Source organism: Streptomyces doebereineriae (assembly GCF_031845645.1).
Classification (GTDB): domain Bacteria; phylum Actinomycetota; class Actinomycetes; order Streptomycetales; family Streptomycetaceae; genus Streptomyces; species Streptomyces canus.
The window spans coordinates 1,079,687-1,098,428 of record NZ_JAVREZ010000001.1 but is presented as its reverse complement, the minus strand read 5'-3'; the positions used below and the strand labels follow the sequence as shown (position 1 = coordinate 1,098,428).

The 18,742-nt window shown below is 69.1% G+C and carries 20 protein-coding genes and 2 pseudogenes; 9 read left to right on the top strand and 13 right to left on the bottom strand.

Annotation, left to right across the window (positions count from 1 at the left end):
• Positions 1-376: 376 nt before the first annotated feature.
• The 4 genes and pseudogenes from RNB18_RS05245 (at position 377) to RNB18_RS05230 (ending at position 3,811) form a co-directional block, all read left to right on the top strand.
• Positions 377-985 (top strand): hypothetical protein, encoded by a 609-nt coding sequence (locus RNB18_RS05245; RefSeq protein ID WP_311712943.1) that lies wholly within the window; start codon positions 377-379, stop codon positions 983-985.
• Positions 986-1,193: 208 nt separating this feature from the next.
• Positions 1,194-1,571 carry a hypothetical protein gene (locus RNB18_RS05240; RefSeq protein WP_311712942.1) on the top strand — a complete coding sequence of 126 codons (378 nt, stop codon included), beginning with the start codon at positions 1,194-1,196 and terminating at the stop codon, positions 1,569-1,571.
• A 57-nt stretch (positions 1,572-1,628) separates the two neighbouring features.
• Positions 1,629-2,806: pseudogene (locus RNB18_RS05235) on the top strand (NAD(P)/FAD-dependent oxidoreductase); the annotation flags it as partial.
• Between the two features lie 45 nt (positions 2,807-2,851).
• Complete coding sequence (locus RNB18_RS05230; RefSeq protein WP_311713028.1) at positions 2,852-3,811, top strand: sigma-70 family RNA polymerase sigma factor; 960 nt, start codon at positions 2,852-2,854, stop codon at positions 3,809-3,811.
• A gap of 244 nt (positions 3,812-4,055) precedes the next feature.
• Here RNB18_RS05230 and RNB18_RS05225 read toward each other — a convergent pair whose 3' ends face one another.
• The 4 genes from RNB18_RS05225 to RNB18_RS05210 are packed head-to-tail and all read right to left on the bottom strand — an operon-like array spanning position 4,056 to position 5,763.
• Entirely contained in the window at positions 4,056-4,385 is a 330-nt protein-coding gene (locus tag RNB18_RS05225) for a TfoX/Sxy family protein (RefSeq protein ID WP_311712941.1), read from the bottom strand.
• A 35-nt stretch (positions 4,386-4,420) separates the two neighbouring features.
• Complete coding sequence (locus RNB18_RS05220; protein ID WP_311712940.1) at positions 4,421-4,870, bottom strand: SRPBCC family protein; 450 nt, start codon at positions 4,868-4,870, stop codon at positions 4,421-4,423.
• Positions 4,871-4,881: 11 nt separating this feature from the next.
• Entirely contained in the window at positions 4,882-5,304 is a 423-nt protein-coding gene (locus tag RNB18_RS05215; protein ID WP_311712939.1) for an SRPBCC family protein, read from the bottom strand.
• A 30-nt stretch (positions 5,305-5,334) separates the two neighbouring features.
• On the bottom strand, positions 5,335-5,763 hold the full coding sequence (locus tag RNB18_RS05210) for an SRPBCC family protein (RefSeq protein ID WP_311712938.1): 429 nt from the start codon (positions 5,761-5,763) through the stop codon (positions 5,335-5,337).
• A gap of 113 nt (positions 5,764-5,876) precedes the next feature.
• Between RNB18_RS05210 and RNB18_RS05205 the strand changes: the two genes are divergently transcribed.
• From RNB18_RS05205 to RNB18_RS05195, 3 genes and pseudogenes are all read left to right on the top strand, one after another.
• Positions 5,877-6,191: an ArsR/SmtB family transcription factor gene (locus RNB18_RS05205; protein ID WP_311712937.1), complete on the top strand. Its 315-nt coding sequence runs from the start codon at positions 5,877-5,879 to the stop codon at positions 6,189-6,191.
• 2 nt (positions 6,192-6,193) lie between these two features.
• Positions 6,194-6,646 carry an SRPBCC family protein gene (locus RNB18_RS05200; RefSeq protein WP_311712936.1) on the top strand — a complete coding sequence of 151 codons (453 nt, stop codon included), beginning with the start codon at positions 6,194-6,196 and terminating at the stop codon, positions 6,644-6,646.
• A 95-nt stretch (positions 6,647-6,741) separates the two neighbouring features.
• Positions 6,742-6,892 (top strand): annotated as a pseudogene (locus RNB18_RS05195) (peptidase S8); the annotation flags it as partial.
• A 216-nt stretch (positions 6,893-7,108) separates the two neighbouring features.
• On the opposite strand, the gene RNB18_RS05185 reads toward RNB18_RS05195, so the two are convergent.
• The 3 genes from RNB18_RS05185 to RNB18_RS05175 all read right to left on the bottom strand — a co-directional run bounded on the left by RNB18_RS05185 (position 7,109) and on the right by RNB18_RS05175 (position 10,573).
• Entirely contained in the window at positions 7,109-8,461 is a 1,353-nt protein-coding gene (locus RNB18_RS05185) for a hypothetical protein (RefSeq protein ID WP_311712935.1), read from the bottom strand.
• Between the two features lie 215 nt (positions 8,462-8,676).
• Positions 8,677-9,906, bottom strand: a complete 1,230-nt coding sequence (locus tag RNB18_RS05180) for a sensor histidine kinase (RefSeq protein WP_311712934.1) — start codon at positions 9,904-9,906, stop codon at positions 8,677-8,679.
• The gene (locus RNB18_RS05175) at positions 9,896-10,573 is read right to left on the bottom strand and encodes a response regulator transcription factor (RefSeq protein ID WP_311712933.1); all 678 of its coding nucleotides are present in this window, start codon (positions 10,571-10,573) and stop codon (positions 9,896-9,898) included. Before RNB18_RS05175 ends, RNB18_RS05180 begins: the two co-directional genes overlap by 11 nt.
• A 149-nt stretch (positions 10,574-10,722) precedes the next feature.
• Between RNB18_RS05175 and RNB18_RS05170 the strand changes: the two genes are divergently transcribed.
• Positions 10,723-11,238 (top strand): MarR family winged helix-turn-helix transcriptional regulator, encoded by a 516-nt coding sequence (locus tag RNB18_RS05170; protein WP_311712932.1) that lies wholly within the window; start codon positions 10,723-10,725, stop codon positions 11,236-11,238.
• Positions 11,239-11,305: 67 nt separating this feature from the next.
• Here the strand turns inward: RNB18_RS05170 and RNB18_RS05165 are convergent, their stop codons facing one another.
• The 3 genes from RNB18_RS05165 to RNB18_RS05155 all read right to left on the bottom strand — a co-directional run bounded on the left by RNB18_RS05165 (position 11,306) and on the right by RNB18_RS05155 (position 12,787).
• Positions 11,306-11,743 carry a PPOX class F420-dependent oxidoreductase gene (locus tag RNB18_RS05165; RefSeq protein ID WP_311712931.1) on the bottom strand — a complete coding sequence of 146 codons (438 nt, stop codon included), beginning with the start codon at positions 11,741-11,743 and terminating at the stop codon, positions 11,306-11,308.
• 74 nt (positions 11,744-11,817) lie between these two features.
• A complete protein-coding gene (locus tag RNB18_RS05160) occupies positions 11,818-12,210 on the bottom strand; it encodes a nuclear transport factor 2 family protein (protein ID WP_311712930.1) in 393 nt (130 codons plus the stop codon).
• Positions 12,211-12,406: 196 nt separating this feature from the next.
• Positions 12,407-12,787, bottom strand: a complete 381-nt coding sequence (locus tag RNB18_RS05155) for a VOC family protein (RefSeq protein ID WP_311712929.1) — start codon at positions 12,785-12,787, stop codon at positions 12,407-12,409.
• A gap of 256 nt (positions 12,788-13,043) precedes the next feature.
• Between RNB18_RS05155 and RNB18_RS05150 the strand changes: the two genes are divergently transcribed.
• A complete protein-coding gene (locus RNB18_RS05150) occupies positions 13,044-13,925 on the top strand; it encodes an SPL family radical SAM protein (RefSeq protein ID WP_311712928.1) in 882 nt (293 codons plus the stop codon).
• Between the two features lie 77 nt (positions 13,926-14,002).
• Here the strand turns inward: RNB18_RS05150 and RNB18_RS05145 are convergent, their stop codons facing one another.
• From RNB18_RS05145 to RNB18_RS05135, 3 genes are all read right to left on the bottom strand, one after another.
• On the bottom strand, positions 14,003-14,329 hold the full coding sequence (locus RNB18_RS05145; protein ID WP_311712927.1) for a hypothetical protein: 327 nt from the start codon (positions 14,327-14,329) through the stop codon (positions 14,003-14,005).
• A gap of 237 nt (positions 14,330-14,566) precedes the next feature.
• The gene (locus tag RNB18_RS05140; RefSeq protein ID WP_311712926.1) at positions 14,567-17,725 is read right to left on the bottom strand and encodes a DUF1349 domain-containing protein; all 3,159 of its coding nucleotides are present in this window, start codon (positions 17,723-17,725) and stop codon (positions 14,567-14,569) included.
• Between the two features lie 241 nt (positions 17,726-17,966).
• Complete coding sequence (locus RNB18_RS05135; protein WP_311712925.1) at positions 17,967-18,734, bottom strand: FadR/GntR family transcriptional regulator; 768 nt, start codon at positions 18,732-18,734, stop codon at positions 17,967-17,969.
• Positions 18,735-18,742 lie beyond the last annotated feature (8 nt).

Below are 18,742 nucleotides of genomic sequence, written 5' to 3'. Positions count from 1 at the left end.
CGTACTACGAGTTCGATGGTGACCTCGGTCTGTGCGGTCTCCGGTTGCTGTCCGGACAGCAGCAGCGGCAATGCAGGCGGCGCGCACAGTCATGCCGGCGAGTGGAGTGCGTCCACGAAGGGCAGATCGCCGAAGCCGACGACGCTGACATCGCCGCCCACGCGTCCAACATCACCGCCACCACCACCGCTCCTACAACGCGGTCAGCCCAGACGAGGTCCTCTGCTCCGGCCTCGCCGCCCGATCGGCGAGGCCGGTGTCGCGTCGGAGGGGAATCACCCCGGCGGGGGTTTCCAGCGTTCCACGGCACCACGCAAGATCTTACGAAGTCCTTACGCAGCCCTCTCAAGTGATGTAACGCGCCTACGATCACAGCGTGTTGACCATCCGAAACATCACCCTCGTCACTGTCGCGCCCCTTGTGCTGGCTGTGGCGGGCGCCGCGCACCCGCATGGTCTGTCCAGGGCGACGGCCACGGACTGGACACAGTTGCACATCGCGCTGCTGCCAGTCTTTCCGCTGCTTACGCTCGGCCTCCTCGTCCCTCTGTGGCACCGCCCCCGACCAGACCTCGCGGGCTTCGCCACGGCGGTGGCCTGGACGAGTGCGTTCACGTACGCGGCCTTCTACACCGGTCTCGACGCGGTGGCCGGTATCGCGGCGGGAACCGCGGTCGAGCACGCTGCCGGAACAGCGAACATAGGGCCGATCAAGTACCCGCTCTACGACGCGGGTGAGTCGCTCGGGGAGGTCGGCGCCTACGCCCTCATCGTCGCCGTCGTGGCCACGGCGGTCGCACTCTTCCCGAAACACGGCGTGCGCGTTGTTCCCGGCACGGTGGTTCTCCTGGTGGCCGGCTGGTCCTTCACTGACAGCCACATCTTCTGGCCCCGCGGCGTATGGACCATGCTCGGTTTCGCACTGGGCTTCGCTCTGCTCGCCGCCGGGACCAGAAGGACCGAATCCGTTCCGCGCCGCGCCTGAGCGGGACGGGTGGCTCAGTAGGTCAGTTGTGAGGCCAACGGTGGGTGGGTTTTGACTCCACTTGGGGCCTTGCGGTCGGAGTGTCGGGGTGCATCGGCTACCCCTGGGTGACTCAAGGGCCCTTTCGAAGGTCGAGTTGTACGCGTCGATACGCCATGACGCTCGGGCCGAAGGGCTGTCCAGCAGGGCTTTGTCTGCCAAATACGGCGTGAGCTGCAGGACTGTGGCGCTGGCACTGGAGTCGGTGTGGCCGGCGCCACGCAAGCACAGGCAGACCGTCAAACAGGTCTTCGACCGGCCGGTCGACGAGCACGATGCGCAGGGAGTGACGTATTCGATGCTCCGCGCCTACATCTTCCAGCGGCGCTCGGAGATCCGCGTCGCGGAGGGCCGCGGCCCTCCGCAGGCGTTCGTGCCGCAGACCCACCGCCCGGGTGACGAGGCGGAGGTCGACTTCGGGGATGTGTGGATCGACCTGGACGGCGTCTCCACCAAGGTGTTCCTGTTCTCGCTGCGGTTGTCGTTCAGCCGGAAGGCCGCGCACAACCGCGATGTGACGCGGGCCACATGCAGTTCCTGTCAGTAATCGGGGCGCTGTTCCGCTCAAGTCACGGAGAGCCAAGCGACCCGACAGGAGCTACACATGAAGCACCGCATCGTCGTCCTCGGCGCCGGCTATGCCGGGGCCTACGTGGCCGGGACCCTGGCCCGTCGGCTGTCCCCGGCGGACACCGAGATCACCGTGGTCAACGCCGAGCCGGACTTCGTCCAGCGGCTGCGGCTGCACCAGCTCGCGGCCGGCCAGGAGATCGAGGCTCCTCAGCTCGCCGACGTCTTCGCGGGCACGGGGATACGGCTGCGCCTGGCCAGTGTCACCGCCATCGACCCCGAGCGCCAGGTCGTCGCCGTGGCCGACGCCGACGGCGGCGGCGAACTCCGCTACGACACACTTCTCTACGCGCTCGGCAGCCGCGTCACCGCCCACGGCGTCCCCGGCGTGACCGAGCACGCCTTCGACGTCGCCGGCCGGCCCTCCGCGCTGCGCCTGCGCGAGCGTCTGGACAGCCTCAGCAGGCGGGGCGAATGTGGGAGTGTGCTGGTCGTCGGCGACGGGTTGACCGGCATCGAGACCGCCACCGAGATCGCCGAATCCCGGCCCGGCCTGTCGGTGACGCTGGTCGCCCGCGGAGAGCTGGGCGCCCAGCTCTCCCTCAAAGCCCGCAGCCACCTGCGCCAGGCCGGCGGCCGGCTGGGCATCACAGTCCTGGAGCACACCGAGGCCGAAGCCGTCGAAGCGGCGCGCGTGCTGTTCACCGACGGCACCGCCCTGGCGTCCGACGCGACTGTGTGGACGGCTGGGTTCGCGATCAGCCCCATCGCCGCCGCCGGCGGCGTGGAGGTCACCGAGAACGGTCGGATCGTCGTCGATCGCACCATGCGGTCGGTCTCGCACACGAACGTCTACGCCGCCGGCGACAGTGCCTACGCCGTCGGCGACAACGGCCGGCCGCTGCCGATGCCCTGCGCCTCGGCCGGCTACACCGGCATGCAGGCCACGGCCGCGATCGTGGGACGCCTCACCGGCCGCAAGATCGCGAACACCAGGCTGGAGTACCTGGCAACCACATCAGCCTCGGGCGGCGGGAGGGCATCCTGCAGATGGTCGACGGCGAAGCGCAGGCAAAGCCGAAGTACGTGGGCGGCCGGAAAGCCGCGCGGATCAAGACAGGCATCCTCAAGATGTCGCTCTGGACCACCTCGCACCCGACCTTCGGCCTGCCCAAGCGCAAGCGTCCCCTTGCCGCCGCGCCGCGCGCGTCCGCCGAAAAGCGGTCGCGTAGCCGCCTAGTTCGTAGGGTGATCCACGTGGACAGAACCGCCATTGATCACTTCGGCACCAGTCAGTTCGAGGCCAGCCGGAACAGGCTGGCCTCGCTGGCCTACCGGCTGCTGGGTTCCGCCACCGACGCCGAAGACGCCGTGCAGGACGCGTTCCTGCACTGGCAGGCCGCGGACCGGCAGCTGATCAAGGTGCCGGAAGCATGGCTGACCAAGGTGGTCACCAACCTGTGCCTCGACCGGCTCCGCTCGGCACAGGTCCGCCGCGAACGCACCGTCGGCGCATGGCTGCCCGAACCGCTACTCGACGGGGACCCGATGCTCGGCCCCGCCGACACGTTCGAGCAGCGCGAATCGGTCTCCCTGGCCATGCTGACCCTCATGGAGCGCCTGTCACCCCTCGAGCGGGCCGTCTACCTCCTGCGCGAAGCGTTCTCCCACAGCCACGCCGAGATCGCCGAGATCCTCGACATCACCGAGTCCGCAAGCCAGCAGCACCTCCACCGGGCCCGGCACCGCATCACCGCCGCGCGCCGCCGCGGCGGCGAAGTCGACCCGGCATCCGCCCGCGGCATCGTCGAGGAATTCCTCGCCGCTGCCACCTCCGGCCGTATTGAACGGCTCGTGGCGCTGCTCACCGACGATGCGATCGCGATCGCCGACTCCAACGGCGCCGGCCTGGCCAAGACGCTGCTGCGGTACGACACTCCGGAGCGCATCGCCGCGATCGCACGGGCCGGGTTCAAGCCCACACCGGCGAAACGGCGACTCGTCGGCGGCACGCCCGCCATCCACTACGCGCTCGTCAACGACGCCCCTGCCATCCTCTTCGTGCTCGGAGACCAGGTCGTAGGCACCGTGACGTTCGACATCACAGGCGGCAAGATCGCAACCGTGCGCGGCATCGCCTCCTCCGCCCGCCTCGTCCGCCTCGCCGAAGCCTGGCGACAGCACGGACCGGACACGCCGCTCGTCACCCAGTGGTGACCCGACACAGGCTCAACCCGCCACAGCGGAGCCGCCAGGTGGAGTCACCTCTCACCTACAAGATCGCCCCGGCCTTCAGCTCGGCTCGCACAGCCGTGGCGGACACCGTCCTCGGCTACGCGCTGCTGATCGCGGAGCGAACGGTCGGGTGGGCCCTGGATGCGCGCGTCGGCGGTGGCGCCCGGCAAACGGCTCAGCTCGACCGGTCCGCGACCAGGGGCCTCGGCCCGCACATCGTTGCAGGTCATTTGGGCGGCAGACCCGCTGCGAAGGCGTACCCCCGATCGGTCCAGGCATGGAGGCCGGAGTCTTCGGAGAGCGCGAACGCGGCGACCACGACCCACCCGCGCATGGGGCGGCCGGTGAAGTCGAAGGCCCGTGTCCCGGGCCGGGCCAAAGCAGCGTCGGTGGCATCGGGCCCGACCCGCACCATCAGCTCGTCCCCGATCACTCCCACGGCCATGTTTCCCTCATGCAGAAACGCCAGGCCGCCGAACATGCGCTTCTCGCTGATCGCCGGATCGGCACCCAGCCGGGTGCGGATCCGCTCAGCCAGTCCTTCGTCATACGCCATCACAGACCTCGAATCGTGAGGGCAAGGGATCGGGGTCATCGCCGGGCCCGCAGCCTGCGCTCGAGGTCGCGCAGGTCCTTGCCGAGGGAAGAGCGGACCTTCCTCGCCATGAGGGGCGCGGCGAGGCGGTAGTACCGGCTGGGGTCGCCCTGAACGCGGATGCGCGCGAGCGTGCCGTCCGGGTGCGGGCCGAAGGTGTAGGTGACGTGCATCGGCATCGGTCCGGCCACGGACACCATGTCCAGCAGCCGCCCGGGTTCGTGGGCGGCGACGCGGAGCACGTAGTCGATGCGCTTGCCGAGGAAGTACGCCGTACGGGTCACCTCCGCACCGACGCCGAACCCGCCGCCGTCAGACTCCCGGGTCAGGACCGCCTCGCGGATGCCCTGGGTCCACTCGGCATCGTTGCGCCAGTCCATGGCGTACGCCGCCACCCGGCCGGGCGGGAGCGGGATCACCCGCTCCGCCATCACGTCGATCGTCATCGGATACCTGATCAGAGGGTGAAGAACGGCCGCGGCGTGCCCGTCTCGGCGTACCCCTTGAGCCGGTCCATCAGCAGGCCCCAGGTCTCGGCCGTGTGCGGTAGGTCGGCGTCGTCGGCGGCGAAGCCGGCATGCCGGAAGTCCACTCGTGTACCGGTCCCGTCGGGGGCGTCGGTCAGCCGCCAGGTGATGACGGTCCCGGACCAGTGGGGCGGGAAGGCGCCGATCGACGTCCACACGATCTCCTCCTTGTCCGCGCGGTCCCGGCGGAGCCGGAAGGGCTCGGGAATCTCCGGGAAGTCGAAGAGGAGGACCTCGCCCTCGCGGTCCACGCCGGTGGTCCACCAGCCCGTGAGGCCGTCGTGGGTGTCCAGCGCCTCGTGGACCTTGGCGCGGTCGGCGTCGACGTCGGCCTGGAAGGTGATCTCGGACATTGCTGCTCCTTCTGCAAGCGGGGATGGGGCTCAGAGGGTGAAGTACGGGGCCGGGGTGCCGGTCTCGACGTATTCCTTCAGGCGGGTGAACATGCCGGCCCAGCCCATCGTGACCTCGCGGAACATGTCGTCGACCTCGGCGAACCCGGTGTGGTCGAACCGGACCACCGTGCCGCCCTCGGAATCGGCCTCCAGCGCGTAGACGATCTCAGTGTCGATCCACTGCGGCGGCCCCGCGACCACGGTCTGCGACAGGCGCTTGCCCGCCGCGACCTCATCGATGCGGAACTCCCAGGCCATCGGCGCACCAGGGAACGACAGCCGGTGCAGAGCGCCGACGCCCTCGCCGATCTCGGCTCCGGTGGTGAACCAGCCGGCGACGCCTTCGGGGGTGGAGACGGCGCGGTACACGGTCTCCGGCTCGGCGGCGATACGGATCTGCAGGGCGATCTCAGCCATGGAACGTCCTTCTCCTCGGGGATCCGACGCGAGCGCCGAACCCTTCGCTTTAGCTCACACTAAAATGACTGGGGGTGGATTGGCAAATTGCAGTGGGCGCTAAAATGACCTGTATGGATGCGGTACGGGCGGTCGCCGAGCCCAGGCGGCGCGAGATTCTGCGGCTGGTCTGGGACGCGGAGCTGTCGGCGGGTGAGATCGCCGAGCGGTTCGACGTCACCTTCGGCGCGGTCTCCCAGCACCTCAAGGTGCTCAGGGACTCCGGCCTGGTTACGCTGCGCCAGGACGGCAAGAAGCGGTTCTACCGAGCGGACCGCGAGGCCATGGGCCCCCTGGCCGACTACCTGCAGTCCATGTGGGCCACCAAGCTCGACACCCTCGCCGAACTGGCCGAGGCCGCCGAGCGGGCGGAGGGAACGGACGCGTGAGCGTGAGCGGCGAAGCGAACAGCGGTGGCGTGATCACGGTCGAGCGGCACATCGCCGCCCGTCCCGAGACCGTCTTCGCCTTCTTCACCGACCGGGACAAGTGGCTGTCCTGGATGGGCCGGGAGGGCACGTTCGTGTTCGCGCCCGGTGGCCCGTACCGGACCAATGTCACGGGCGAGAACGTGGCCGAAGGCCGGTTCGTCGAGGTGGACCCGCCCAAGCGGCTGGTGTTCACCTGGGGCTGGGCCGAGGGCGGGATGCCCGTACCACCCGGCTCTAGCACCGTGGAGATCACTCTGGAAGCCACCTCGGACGGCACGCTGCTGCGCCTGGTCCACAGCGGCCTGCCCTCGCCCGAGGCGTGCGCCGCCCACGAGGAGGGCTGGAAGCACTACGCGGAGCGCCTCGCCGCACGAGCCGAAGGCCGCAACCCCGGCCCCGACCACTGGATGTGACCCGCCTGCCCGCGATGGCCGGTGTTCCACCGGCGCGTGCGTAAGCGCGCGGGCCGATCTGGTCTGCCACACCGGCGACATCGCGGACGGCACGGCCGAACGCCGCCGCGGACTCCCCCACCGGCCACGGCCCCAGCGACCTGCAGTCGGCCCGGCCTGACCTCCGCCGCCTCCGCCAGCGGCTCCGGCAGGACCATCGCCATCGTCGACGCCTACGACGACCCGAACGCCGAGTCGGATCTGGCCAACACCCACGACAGCCAGGCTCTGATGCCCGAGCAGCGGTCCGATACCCCGTCCTTGCGCTTCGTCGGCGACGAACAACAGGTCGAGCTCCGGTGGCGCGAGGACGAGTTCATCTCTGACGTGGAGGGCGGGATCCGTCGCCCTCCTCGAACGCGTCATCAGCAAGCTCCTCGCCAACGCGCGGCCGGCCTCGCGCAACACTCGCCGCGCATGCGGCTACAGGCCCTTCAACCCCGCGATGTGGTCGGCGAGTTCGGGCGTGAGGCGCTGTACCTCGGCCATGTCCTTGCCATCGGCCGCCGCGCGGAGCTTCCTCAGGTCCGTGTCCACCGGCACAGGGTTCGGCACCTCGTGCCGCACTCGCTCCCACGCGAGTTCCAGGGCGGTGACGTCGCCGGCGACGGCACCTTCGTTCCCGGCCTTCGTGTCGATCGTCAACTGGCGTGTCCAGAGGGCGAGTCGGTCCCGTTCGACCGCCGGCGCGGACTCGTAGCGGAGTCGCAGGTCCGTCGCGTTCTGGGCGACGCGCAGGGCGGGAGCCACCGCCTGCGCACCGTCCCCTGCCTTCTCCAGGGCGACGAGGTCACGCTCCATCTGCCGCTCCAGCAGCTCCGCCACAGCGTCGGAGGCACGGTACGCGTCCCACGCGGCGCGGACCTCGCGGACGGTGGCAACCCCAGGCGACTCATGGACGGCAACAGCCGCGCGCTCCAGGGCTACCAGCCGGGTCGGCAGCGGCCCGGGCTTCGCGTCAGTAGGCACCGCGAGCGCCACCGCCTCCAGGTCGCCACCCTCGGTTCCGGTCGAGAACTCTCCGTACCCCGGCGCGAACACCTTGTCCTCGGTCGAGCCGTCCATGTGCAGTTCACGGACGGTCATCGCGCCCTCGACCTCGCCGTACGGCCCGTCGACCGTCTGGTCCACGGCTCGTACGGTGACCTCCTCGAAGACCTTCTCCGGGAGGTTCTCGGAACGGTAGACGTCGCCCTTCTCCGGGTCGGCGGGCATGATCATCGCTGGCGGTGCCTTGTCGCGGCCCGCCTGCCAGGTGCCTTCGGTGTCGGCGACGACGCCGTCCTCGTAGTTGAAGACGTCCTCGCCGAAGTACCACACGGAGCCGTCGTCGGCCTGGGCGTACCAGTCGAGGGCGAGTTCGTGGATCCGGCCGTCGGAGAAGGCGGCGTACTGGCTGACCCGTGTCTCGACCGTGTGGCCGTCGTACGTGATCTTCTTCGTGCCGGGCAGCAGGCTGACCTCGGTCCGGAACGCCTTGTCGTCCACCTGCCCGCCCATGATGACCTGGGTGACGTCACTGGTGGGGTGGAGGGGGTTTGTGATGCGAGTGGGGTGTGTGAAGCGGGGTTCGGGGAGGTCGACGCGGTCCTTCGCCGGGGCGATGGGCAGGCATGCGTCGCCCTTCTTGCCCGTGCCCTCGTCGATGACGTGCACGCAGGCATTCGCCCCGGTCTGGCCGGCAGCGGTGTCGGCGGCTCCCGAGCACGCACCGGCCAGGAGTGCTGCGGCGGTTACGGATACTCCGGTCAGCAGGACGTGGCGGTTGGTGTTCATGGCGGCCTCCTTGTGTCGTGGCCTGTGATGAGCGTCCCGCCATCCCCCTGAATGGACTCTGAACGCACCTGAACGTGCTGTCAGGCGCTCTGGGGCAGGGCTCTATGCGGTTCGTGGGCGGCTGCGGGTTCGTGGTGGCTGGTCGCTCCCCCCTCTCGACTTCGCTCGAGCGGGAGGGACGCATCACGGCGGAGCCACAAAGTCGCCCGCGCCCCTCAGTGGGTGGCCGGCAGCCTCACGGTGAAGCGTGCACCGCCCAGCTCCGGCGCCGTCCCCACCGTCACCGTGCCTCCGTGCGCCGCCACCAGCTCGGCCACGATCGCGAGTCCCAGGCCGGCTCCGCCCTCTCCCCTCGCGCGGGCCTCGTCCAGGCGTACGAAGCGGTCGAAGATCCGGGCTCTCCCTCCCTCCGGCACCCCGGGACCGTCGTCGTCCACGTCCAGCCGTACGGTTCCACCGACCTCGCCGAGCGTCAGGGCGACCTGGGAGCGGGCGTGGCGGGCGGCGTTCTCGCCGAGGTTGCGGACCACGCGGCGCAGGGTGTCCTCATCGCCCAGGACCCGCCCGGCCGAGACCCTGCCGCTGTCGACACGTGGGCCGTCCTGCCGTTCCCGCAGCCGCCGGGCCTCCTCGAAGACCAGGTCGTCCAGGTCGACGGGGCGCCGCGGTGGCCGGATCGCGTCCTCGTCGGCGCGGGCGAGGAGAAGGAGATCGTCCACGAGGCGCTGCATGCGCACGGCCTCGTCCAGGACTGTCCCGGCCAACGCCCCGGCATTGGCGCGCCCCGGATGGGCGAGGGCCACCTCGGCGTGCTGCCGGACCGTGGCGACGGGTGAGCGGAGTTCGTGAGAGACGTCCGAGACGAAGCGCCGTTGCGCCGCCTCGGCGCGTGCGACCCGCCGCAGCGTCCGCCCCACGGCCACCCAGGTCGCGGCGGCCGCCAGGACCAGCAGCACGGGCAGGCCGATGAACAGCAGCTGGGTGACCGTGGAGGTGGCCTCGGCGACCCCGGCGGGCGTACGGCCGTCCAGGACGGTCAGACGCCGGTCGCCGTCCCTTGCTCCGACCGCCACGACCAGGAAGGGGTCCTCGTCTATCGGGGTGTCGACCTCGGTGCTGCCGCCGGACCGAAGCCTGGCCAACGCCGGCCGTCCCTCGACGTTCGAGCTCGCCGCGACGACCACCCCATGCTGGTCGACGACCTGCAGGAACTCCTCGTCAGGATCGGTCACGCTCACCTCAGGCACCCCTCGCCCCGCCTCGATCACCCGGGCCACCTCCCCGGCGCGGGTCCGCGCGGCGTCCCGCACGTCGTTGCTCAGCTCGACCCGCAGCCCGATCACCAGGACGGCGCCTCCGGCGACCAGCGCGAGCCCCACCGCCAGGGCGGCGATCACCGTGGCCCGGATGCGCACCGTCCGAAGGCGCCGCTGCTCACCCGCCATCGGGCACCAACCGATACCCGTGCCCCCGCATCGTCCGAAGCGAATCCCGCCCGAAGGGACGATCAACCTTGTTGCGCAGGCGCCGCACATACACCTCGACGATGTTCGGATCGCCCTCGAAGTCGTCGCCCCACACATGGTCGAGGATCGTCCGCTTGCTCACGGGCACGCCCGTCCGCCGCATCAGGAACTCCAGCACGGCCAACTCCCGCGCCGTCACCTCGACCTGACGCCCGGCTCGGGTCACCGTGCGCGCGGCCGGATCCAGTCGCAGGTCGCCCACCGCGAGCACCGCGGGCCGCTCACGCGCCTCACGCCGCAGCAGCGCCCGGAGCCGGGCCAGCAGCACCGCGTACGAGATGGGTTTGGTGAGGTAGTCGTCGGCACCTGTGTCGAGGCCCTCGATCTCGTCCCACTCGCCCTCCTTGGCGGTGAGCATGAGGATCGGCGTCCAGTCACCCTCGCCGCGCAGCGACCTGCAAACCCGATAGCCGTTGAGCTTCGGCAGCATGATGTCGAGGACGATCGCGTCGTACGCGTTCTCACGCGCCATCCACAGTCCGTCCACCCCGTCGAGCGCCACGTCCACGGCGAACCCCTCGGCCTCAAGCCCGTCCCTGAGCCCGGCCGCGAACCGCTCCTCGTCCTCGACAACCAGCAGCCGCATACTGTCCACGCTACGGGAGCCCCCAGCGGTGACAAACGGAAGCGATCGTGTGTGCGCGGAGTTCCCTGGCCCTCGCTCCGCGCCCACAGGACTGGAATGGCAGCCTACAATTAACTGTCCACGGAAGATAATTCTTCGGAAGATGAGTGATGGCTGACGCCGACCTGAAGCTGCTGTACCGGGAGCTGGTCTCGCTGGAGATCGAGCTGTGGGATGGCATTGAGGGGCGATTGAGGGCGGAGTACGACCTGCCGCTGACCTCGTTCGAGGTGCTGCACCTGCTGCAGCAGCAGCCCGGGCGGCGGATCCAGGACATCGCGGAAAAGTTCTCGATCACGGTGGGCGGCACGAGCAAGGTGGTCGATCGCCTGGAGGCGGCCGGCCTGTGTGGGCGGCGCGCCAATCCGAACGACCGCCGTTCCTCGATCGTCGAGTTGACGCCCGAGGGGCGGAAGCTGGTGGACAGGGCGCTGAAGGTGTTCGAGGAAGAGCTCGAGCTGCGTATCGGGGCGGTGATTCCCGAGCATTCCGTACGCGAGGTGACCGCGGTCCTCAGTACGCTGCGGGCGGCCGGACGCGCCCTGGACGCGGAGCGGAAGGTCACCGCGCAGACGCCGGTGCCGGCCACGCGGGCGCCGAAACAGCCCGGCCGACCGGCATCGTGAGCCGCGACGGCTCGGCAGTGCACGTGAGTTGATCAGCCGGGGCCGGTTGAGCACAGCCCCCGGCCCGTCAGCCCACGATTCGGTCGGCGATACCCGCGAAGGCGATGACCTTGTCGATGCAGCCCCGGACGAGGAGGTTGCCGGGGCCGCCGTTGCGTGCGGCGTACTCCTCGATACGGTCGTCGCCCATGTAGCGGGCACCGAGGAGACCTCCCCAGCGCAGCATGCCTTCCGGGTCCTCGGAGATCGTCGCGCGGCCTTGGAGGAGTACGAAGGCATACGGGGGCCGGTCCTCGTCGACGCAGAGGGCGAACCGTCCGTCGCGGGCGAGGTTGCGGCCCTTGACCCCGTTCTTCTCGGTGGTGAGCACGATGTCGTCGCCGTCGAGGAGGAACCAGACCGGTGTGACGTGGGGGCTGCCGTCGGCGCGAACGGTGGAGAGCTTGCCGGTACGGGTTCCGTACGTGGCGAACGCCCGCCACTGCTGCTGGGTCATCTTCCGCATGTGGGTGCCTTTCGTGTGCCTACGGATCGACTCGCGGGTATCCGGGGCCGAGTCGGCCCCGGACACCACGGGCTCTAGCCCCAGAAGGCGTCTTCTGCGGCCGGGTCGGCGGAGAAGAGCCACATCTCAGTGATCTTGCCGTGCTCGATGCGCAGGAGGTCAACGCCGTCCATGCTCATCGACGCGTCGTCATGGCTGCCGGTGAAGTGGATGGTGGCGGCGACCAGGTCGCCGTTGCCCATGAAGGAGTGGATCTTGTCGATGGCGAAGGTGCCCCGGCTGGCCTCCATCATGCTGCCGAGCATCTGGAAGACGGCGCCCTGGCCCTTGTGCTCGCCGGAGAACCGGTTGGCGCCGGGCTGATGCCAGACGATGTCGGCGTCGAGGAGTTCGCCGAGAGCAGCCATGTCTCCGGTCTGGACAGCCTGGAAGTAGGTGCGGGCGATGTCGATGTTCGAACTGGTCATGTCGTTTGCTCCTTGGGTTCTTGTGCGGGGTGGTGGCTGTCGGGCGAAGTCGAGGCGGTCGGCGAGGCCGGCTTCGGTCAACGCGGCCTCGATCTCGGGTGGCTCCGGCAGGGGAAGGGGCGGAAGGAGAAGGGCCGTCGGCCGCGCTGTGGGACAGGCAGTGCGGCGGTGTCGTGCGGCGGCCTGCGCGTCCGGTTCAGGGGGCGGGTACGGAGAAGACGCCGAAGTGGTTGCCGACCATGTCCCGCAGCCGGGCGAAGGTGAAGCCGGCGGAGTCAGAAACCGGCTCCATGAGTACCTCGGCGCCCAGTTCGCCGGCGCGCTCGACGGTCGCGGTGACGTCCTGCACGAGGACGTAGAAGATCGCATAGTTGGGGAACTTGCCCTCCGACTCCCACACGCCGCCCGCCGGCTGCTGGGCACCGGGCGGCACCACCGAGTGATAGGTGACGCCCGGGGTGTTGGTGTTGAGGACGTGATTCCAGTCGAAAAGCTCGCCGTAGAACTCCTTGACCTTCTCCGGCTGGTCGGTGCCGAACTCGAACCAGGCGACCGAGTTGAAGGCGGGAACGGTCATGACACTCACTCCTTGCGAGTCCGAAATCGGGACACAGGTGACCCTCCAGGGCGTGCTCGATCCGGAGGGTGATTGCCACGCCCCGCCGGAACGGCCACCGCCTGTCCAGCAAACCATTTAGATTCCATGGAATCAACTTCCTGGGATTATTGTTCCATGTGATGCAGGTTTGGTGTCCAGTCACCTCGCCCCGCGCACAGCACAGGAACAGGGCCGACCCGGGCGCGGGCGGCCGACAGCAGAGAGGAAGCCCGTCATGGAACCGGTCGAGATCGAGGCGAAGACCCTGATCCAGAAGTCGAAGACCCCGTCGAACGACTACGTGATCAACCCCTACACCGGCTGTGTACTGGGCTGCGCGTACTGCTTCGCCTCCTTCGCGGGGCGGCAGTTCGGCCGGTCGGCCAAGGAGTGGGGCGACTACCTGTACGTGAAGAGGAACGCCGTCGAGCTGGCCCGCAAGGAGCTGGCCAGGATGCCCGAGCACAAGCGCCTCGGCACGATGCTGCTCAGCTCGGTCACCGACCCCTACCAGGGCCACGAGACGAAGTACCGGCTCACCCGAGGCATCCTGCGCGAGCTGAAGACGGTCGAGTACCCGGGCATGGTCCGCATCCTGACCAAGTCGCCGGTTGTCACCCGCGACATCGACCTGCTCACCAGCCTGCCCCGCGCCGAGGTCGGCATGACCGTGACCACCGCGGACGACAAGGTCAGCCGCTGGCTGGAGGTCCGCGCCCCGCTCGCCTCCCGCCGCCTGCGCACGCTCACGGAACTACGCGAGGCCGGCATCCCCACCTTCGCCTTCGTCGGCCCACTCCTGCCCCACTTCGCGACCCGGCCCGAACTCCTGGACCACCTCTTCGGGCAGCTCGTCGAAGCGGGCATCACCGAGGTGTTCATGGAACACATCAACCTCAAGCGGTACATCCGCGAGCGCATGGACGAGGTCCTCGCCGACGAACCCGCCGAGGTGCGCGAGGCGTACGTACAGGCCCGCACCAAGGAACACCGCGAGCAGCTTGACGCGATCGTGGCCGGCCTGCTGGCCGAGCACGGGCTGCGGCTGCGCTTCGACGAGGTCGTCCACCACGACGACAACGACGCGCTGCGGCAGAGGCTGGCCGACCAGGCGTGAGTGCGTCGCACCGGCGGCAGTGCGAGGTGTCCAGGTGCCGCCAGCAATGATCACCTACGGCTCGGATGGCGGGATCTTCAGGACCGCAGCGCCGCCTGTTGTTCGACGATGAGTTCCGCAGGGGCTGTTACCGACTCGACCCGGCCGCCGGAGTTGATGGTGAAGTCGAGCCGTTTTCCCGAGACGGTGAGTGCGCCGACGGGAAGTGGGCCTGTCGGTCGGAAGTGGATGCGGCCTGTGGGGACGTCGGGATCGAGGCCGGTCATCCCGGTCGTGAGGGCGACGGCTGCTGCGGCAGACCGGGCTTGTGGTCGGCAGGCGGCCGGGGAGGAGGCGGGCGCGGGGGTGTCCGTGCGGGCGTCGCCGCCCCAGAGTTCCGGCAGCCGGTGGTCGAACGCCGGCACGGCGGCGGGGATGCCCTCGGTGAGGCGGGCGGCATCTGCGGAGTCTTTCCAGCCACGTGCTTGCGCCGGCGATGTGGCCTCAAGGGTCTGCGCGCTCCAGGGATGGGTGGGGCGCCACCGATGCCGCGGGCGTGGAGGTTGCGCTGCCGCGCGGAGTTCGGCGCGGACATGACGGGTCTCCGGGTGGTGGTGCGGAAACCGCACCACCACCCGGAGACCGTGGCCCGAACCGCTTCGTCAGCTGACTGAGAACTGGCTGAAGTTCGCGGTGCCCATATTTCCGGCGTGGGCCGTGGAGAACATGCCCGCGTCCAGTGTGCTGTTCGCGCCGGTCAGTGTTGCGGTGCCGACGGTGGTCCAGGTGGTGCCGTCGGCGGAGTAGGAGCCGGTGACCGATGTGCCGCTCCGGACCAGTCGGAGCCAGACCGGGGCGACGGTGGCGCTTGATGTCTTGATGGTGTTGGTGTCGAGGTAGCCGTCACCGTTGGAGTCCGACGACAGGGCGATTCCGTTGCCGGGGGTGCTGGCGAGGACGAGGTACCCGGTGGACGAGCCGGCGGAGGCGATGTTGTTGCGCAGCATCAGACCGGCTTTGGCCCAGCTGTTGGTCTTGTCCTGGCTGTCGAGGTGGGCGGTGACGGTCGAGGACGTTCCTGCGGTCCCCGTCCGGTAGGCGGCGGCGTACTCGTCGTCGTACTGCGTGCCGGAGCGCCACACGTCGATGCCCGCGCTGGTGAGGGAGGTCACTCCGCCGTGCTGGTCGACCGCGGCCGGAGTCGAACTGTAGGCCTTGTACGGAGAGGTGACGATCTGCAGGTTACTGAAGGTCGCGCTGCCGGCGGTGGTGCTGTGGGCTGTGTGGATGACGCCGGCGTCCTGGGTGGTCGCCATGGACGGCAGGGTCACCGTCGAGCCGACCTGGGTGAAGGTGGATCCGTCGGTGGAGTAGTAGGCGGACACCTGGGTGGCGGTGCGGGTGAGCCGCAACCAGACCGGTGCCTTGACGGTGGCGGCGGTGGACGTGAGCTGGTCGAGGTAGCCGTCGGCGCTTGAGTCCCGCTGGAAACTGACGCCGTTGTTCAGGGTCACCACCACAGCCGCGTATCCGGCGGAGGAGCCACTGCCCGTGAGGTCGTTGCGCAGGACGACGCCGGCCTTGGCCCAGCCGTTGGTGTTGTCCACGTTGTCGACCCGGGCGGTCACCGAGGTACCGTTGACGGCCGCATCGGCTTGGTAGACGGTGCCGTAGGCGTCGTCGGTCTGTCCGCCGGCACCCCAGATGTCCGCGCCCGCGTCGGTGATGGTGAATCGGCCGCCGCTCTGGCCGGTGTCGGCCGGAGTGGAGGAGTAGGCGCTGTAGGGCGAGCTGACCGGGTCGGTGGTCAGCGGACGGTACAGCGGCTGGATGCCGGCACTGTCCATGACCGTCCTGGCGCCCGACGGCCAGTTGCCGTTGCCGACGACGACGGTGCCGCTCACCACGTCACCGCGGCCGTTGGTGTTGGTGATGTTCGCGGAACTGTTGTTCGTCCAGTTGTCGGTGAGGGTCAGGGCGCCGGTGTTGTTGGTCGAGCTGCTGTTCTCGTGGCCCCAACTGCCGGTGTTGCGGAAGACGTTGTTGCTGTCCGTGAAGTTCCGGGAGCCCTCGTCGTGGTAGAAGCCGAAGTAACCGCCGTTGGTGTGGCAGTAGTTGCGTTCGAAGGTGCTGCCCGGTGAGGCCGACAGCGTGTACATGCAGCCGCCGTCTGTCATCTGCTGCATGAGGTCGTGGATGTAGTTGTCGGTGACGTGGTTGTCGGCGGCGGTGGTCGCGGTCGTGTAGGTGGGCTGGTAGTTGTACAGGCCCCGGTTGACGTAGTCCTGGCTGCCGCCGATGTCGTTGGTGCCCCAGCCGTAGCCGATGGTGAGGCCGGAGTAGGGCAGGTTGTACACCTCGTTGTGCGAGACGGTCGCACCGTTCACATAGGTGACGAGGATGGCCGACATGTCGCGGTATTCCAGCGCCACGTCATGGATGAGGTTGTTGCTCAGCGTGATGTTCCGGTTGGTCATCCGGCTGTCACCGGGGTGGTGCGCGTCCGCCTGAAGGCCGCCGACGACGATGCCGCCGCCCGCGTCCTGGGTGAAGACGTTGCCGGTCGCGGTGATGGTGTCCGCGCCGAGTCCTACCCCGGTGGTGTGGGCGTTGGCGTCGTTGCCGACACCGAGGCCGCTCTGTCCGAGCTGGGTGAACCGGTCACCGGTGAACGTGATGTGGTCGGCGGCCGAGACCTGGACGGCGGAGGGCATCTGCTCCCAGTGCGGGCGTGTCGCCTCGAAGAGCGGGCAGCCGCTCTGGCAGGAGTTCAGCGCGTCCGACGGACGGTCCCAGGTGCCGGTGAGGTACGCGCCGGTCTGCTGGCTGGCGTAGCCGCCGGTGGTGGGGTCCAGCCAGCTGGTACCCGAGAACTGCAGGCCTGAGAAGGCGATGTGGGTGGCGGGTGAGGAGTAGGTCCCTCCGACGTTGATGAGCGACTGCAGCTTCGGCACCTCGACGTCGGCCGTGCTCATGTCCTGCCCGGGGAGCGGCTTGTAGTACAGGGTGCCGGTAGCGGTTTCGAGGTACCACTCACCGGCCGTGTCGAGGAACTCGTAGGCGTTCTCGATGTAGAGGGGGCCGGCCCGGAAGGGGCTGGTCAGGGTGTCGTAGCCGAACGTGTTGTTGTTCCACGAGGGCTGGGCCATGGTGATGGTTCCGCTGCTGATGCCGGTCACCGGGGCGTAGCGGTCGGTGAAGGATCCGATGCCGTGGATCTCGGTCCGGCCGGGCTGCGCGAGGCTGTTGAGGTAGCTCAGCGAGCTGTTGGTGAAGGTGTAGCCGCTGGTGGTCGCGGTGAGGTCCGAGCGGGTGACCGCGGTGCGGGCCCTGGTGGCCAGGACGCCGTCGACGGAGAGGTGACGCATGTCGAAGCCTGTGCCGACGTTGCTCTTCCAGATGTTCTTGGCCGAGTCCTGCACGGTCCAGCCGCTGGCCTTCTGCGCTCCGGTGACGACGGGGTGGGCGCCCAGCGTGGCCTTCCAGTTCACCGTGTGACCGCCGGTGCCTGAGTCCGCCGAGGTGAAGGCCAGCGGCGCGGAAAGCCGGTAGGTGCCGTCGGCGAGCTCGACGGTGATGTCGGCCGTCATGGAGCTGTTGAGCGCCCGCACGTTGGTCTTGGCCTGGGTGATGGAGCACGGCTGGCTCGCGGAGCAGGTGGTGCCGGAGCCGCTCGGCGAGGCGTAGAGCGTCGTGCCGGCCGCAAAGGCGGGGCTCGCCTGGACGAGGACTGCGGCGGTCGAGGCCGTGAGTACAGCGGCTGTGGCCAGCCATGTTCTGAGCCGTTGGGGAGCCGCGGGACGGATGCGGGCTGTTCGCACGTGACACCTTCCGGGTGGTTCAGAGGGGCCTGCGGTGCCCTTGGAGGGCAGGAGAGAGCCCAGAGGCACAGAAGGGGAAGGGAAATAGGGCTGTAACATTAGACGTCATATGAATTTCGTCAATAGATCCCGCACGCCCACTCGGTCGGAGTTGGCCGCGGTCGGCCCGGGCACGCGAACGCCCCCGGCCTGTCGGCTCGGGGGCAAGTTCGGCGCGGGTGCTCTCGGGAGGCCGGGGGGCTCAGGAGGCGGGGGAGCTCACGTTCGGCAGGCGGCGGCGGCTCCAGGCGGTCTGGATGTGTGCCGCCATGGCCTGCGCGGCCCCCTCGGAGTCCCGGGCCAGCAGCCGCTCGGCGACTGCGCGGTGCTCCGCGTTGGCCCGCTCGCACGCGATCGCGTCCGGTGTGCCGTTGTACAGGTACGTCGTGCGCGCCTGGGCATGGAGGATGCGGATGATGGAACGGCCGAGCCTGTTGTGGGATGCCTGCAGGATTCGGTCGTGGAAGGCCACATCGGTCTCGATGAAGCGTGCTGGGACGGCGGTCTCCTCGTCTAGCCGGGCGAGCAGCCGCTCGATGTCTCGCAGGTCGTCGTCGGTGGCCAGCTTCGCGGCCTGAGCCGTCATCTGAGCCTCCAGCGTCGACCGGATGTCGACCAACTGGTCGAGGACGACGAGCTGGTCGTCGTGCTGGACGGTCGCGGCGAGCACGACAGGGTCGAGGAGGTTCCATTCCTCTGGCGGGGTGACGGTGGTGCCGTAGCCCTGCCGGGCGAGGACCAGCCCCTTGGCCTCCAGGGACTTGACCGCCTCGCGGATGGTGATGCGGCTGACGCCGAACGTCTCGCAGAGCTCGGGTTCGACCGGCAGGGTCGATCCTGGAGGAATGGCGCCCGACACGATCGTGTCGGTCAGGCTCTCCATGACGGCCTGCGCCAGTCGGGCCGGACGCTTGGGCCAGGGCTTGAGAACGGGCGACTCTCCTGCACTGCCGGCGCTGTCCTGGGCCATGTGTGTCC

Coding starts and splice junctions, on each gene's coding strand:
- RNB18_RS05205 (WP_311712937.1), top strand. CDS start 5,877: ATGGATGCGGTACGGGCGGTCGCCGAGCCCAGGCGGCGCGAGATTCTG.
- RNB18_RS05155 (WP_311712929.1), bottom strand. CDS start 12,787: ATGACCGTTCCCGCCTTCAACTCGGTCGCCTGGTTCGAGTTCGGCACC.
- RNB18_RS05170 (WP_311712932.1), top strand. CDS start 10,723: ATGGCTGACGCCGACCTGAAGCTGCTGTACCGGGAGCTGGTCTCGCTG.
- RNB18_RS05215 (WP_311712939.1), bottom strand. CDS start 5,304: ATGTCCGAGATCACCTTCCAGGCCGACGTCGACGCCGACCGCGCCAAG.
- RNB18_RS05220 (WP_311712940.1), bottom strand. CDS start 4,870: ATGACGATCGACGTGATGGCGGAGCGGGTGATCCCGCTCCCGCCCGGC.
- RNB18_RS05165 (WP_311712931.1), bottom strand. CDS start 11,743: ATGCGGAAGATGACCCAGCAGCAGTGGCGGGCGTTCGCCACGTACGGA.
- RNB18_RS05225 (WP_311712941.1), bottom strand. CDS start 4,385: ATGGCGTATGACGAAGGACTGGCTGAGCGGATCCGCACCCGGCTGGGT.
- RNB18_RS05135 (WP_311712925.1), bottom strand. CDS start 18,734: ATGGCCCAGGACAGCGCCGGCAGTGCAGGAGAGTCGCCCGTTCTCAAG.
- RNB18_RS05150 (WP_311712928.1), top strand. CDS start 13,044: ATGGAACCGGTCGAGATCGAGGCGAAGACCCTGATCCAGAAGTCGAAG.
- RNB18_RS05210 (WP_311712938.1), bottom strand. CDS start 5,763: ATGGCTGAGATCGCCCTGCAGATCCGTATCGCCGCCGAGCCGGAGACC.
- RNB18_RS05180 (WP_311712934.1), bottom strand. CDS start 9,906: ATGGCGGGTGAGCAGCGGCGCCTTCGGACGGTGCGCATCCGGGCCACG.
- RNB18_RS05175 (WP_311712933.1), bottom strand. CDS start 10,573: ATGCGGCTGCTGGTTGTCGAGGACGAGGAGCGGTTCGCGGCCGGGCTC.
- RNB18_RS05160 (WP_311712930.1), bottom strand. CDS start 12,210: ATGACCAGTTCGAACATCGACATCGCCCGCACCTACTTCCAGGCTGTC.
- RNB18_RS05185 (WP_311712935.1), bottom strand. CDS start 8,461: ATGAACACCAACCGCCACGTCCTGCTGACCGGAGTATCCGTAACCGCC.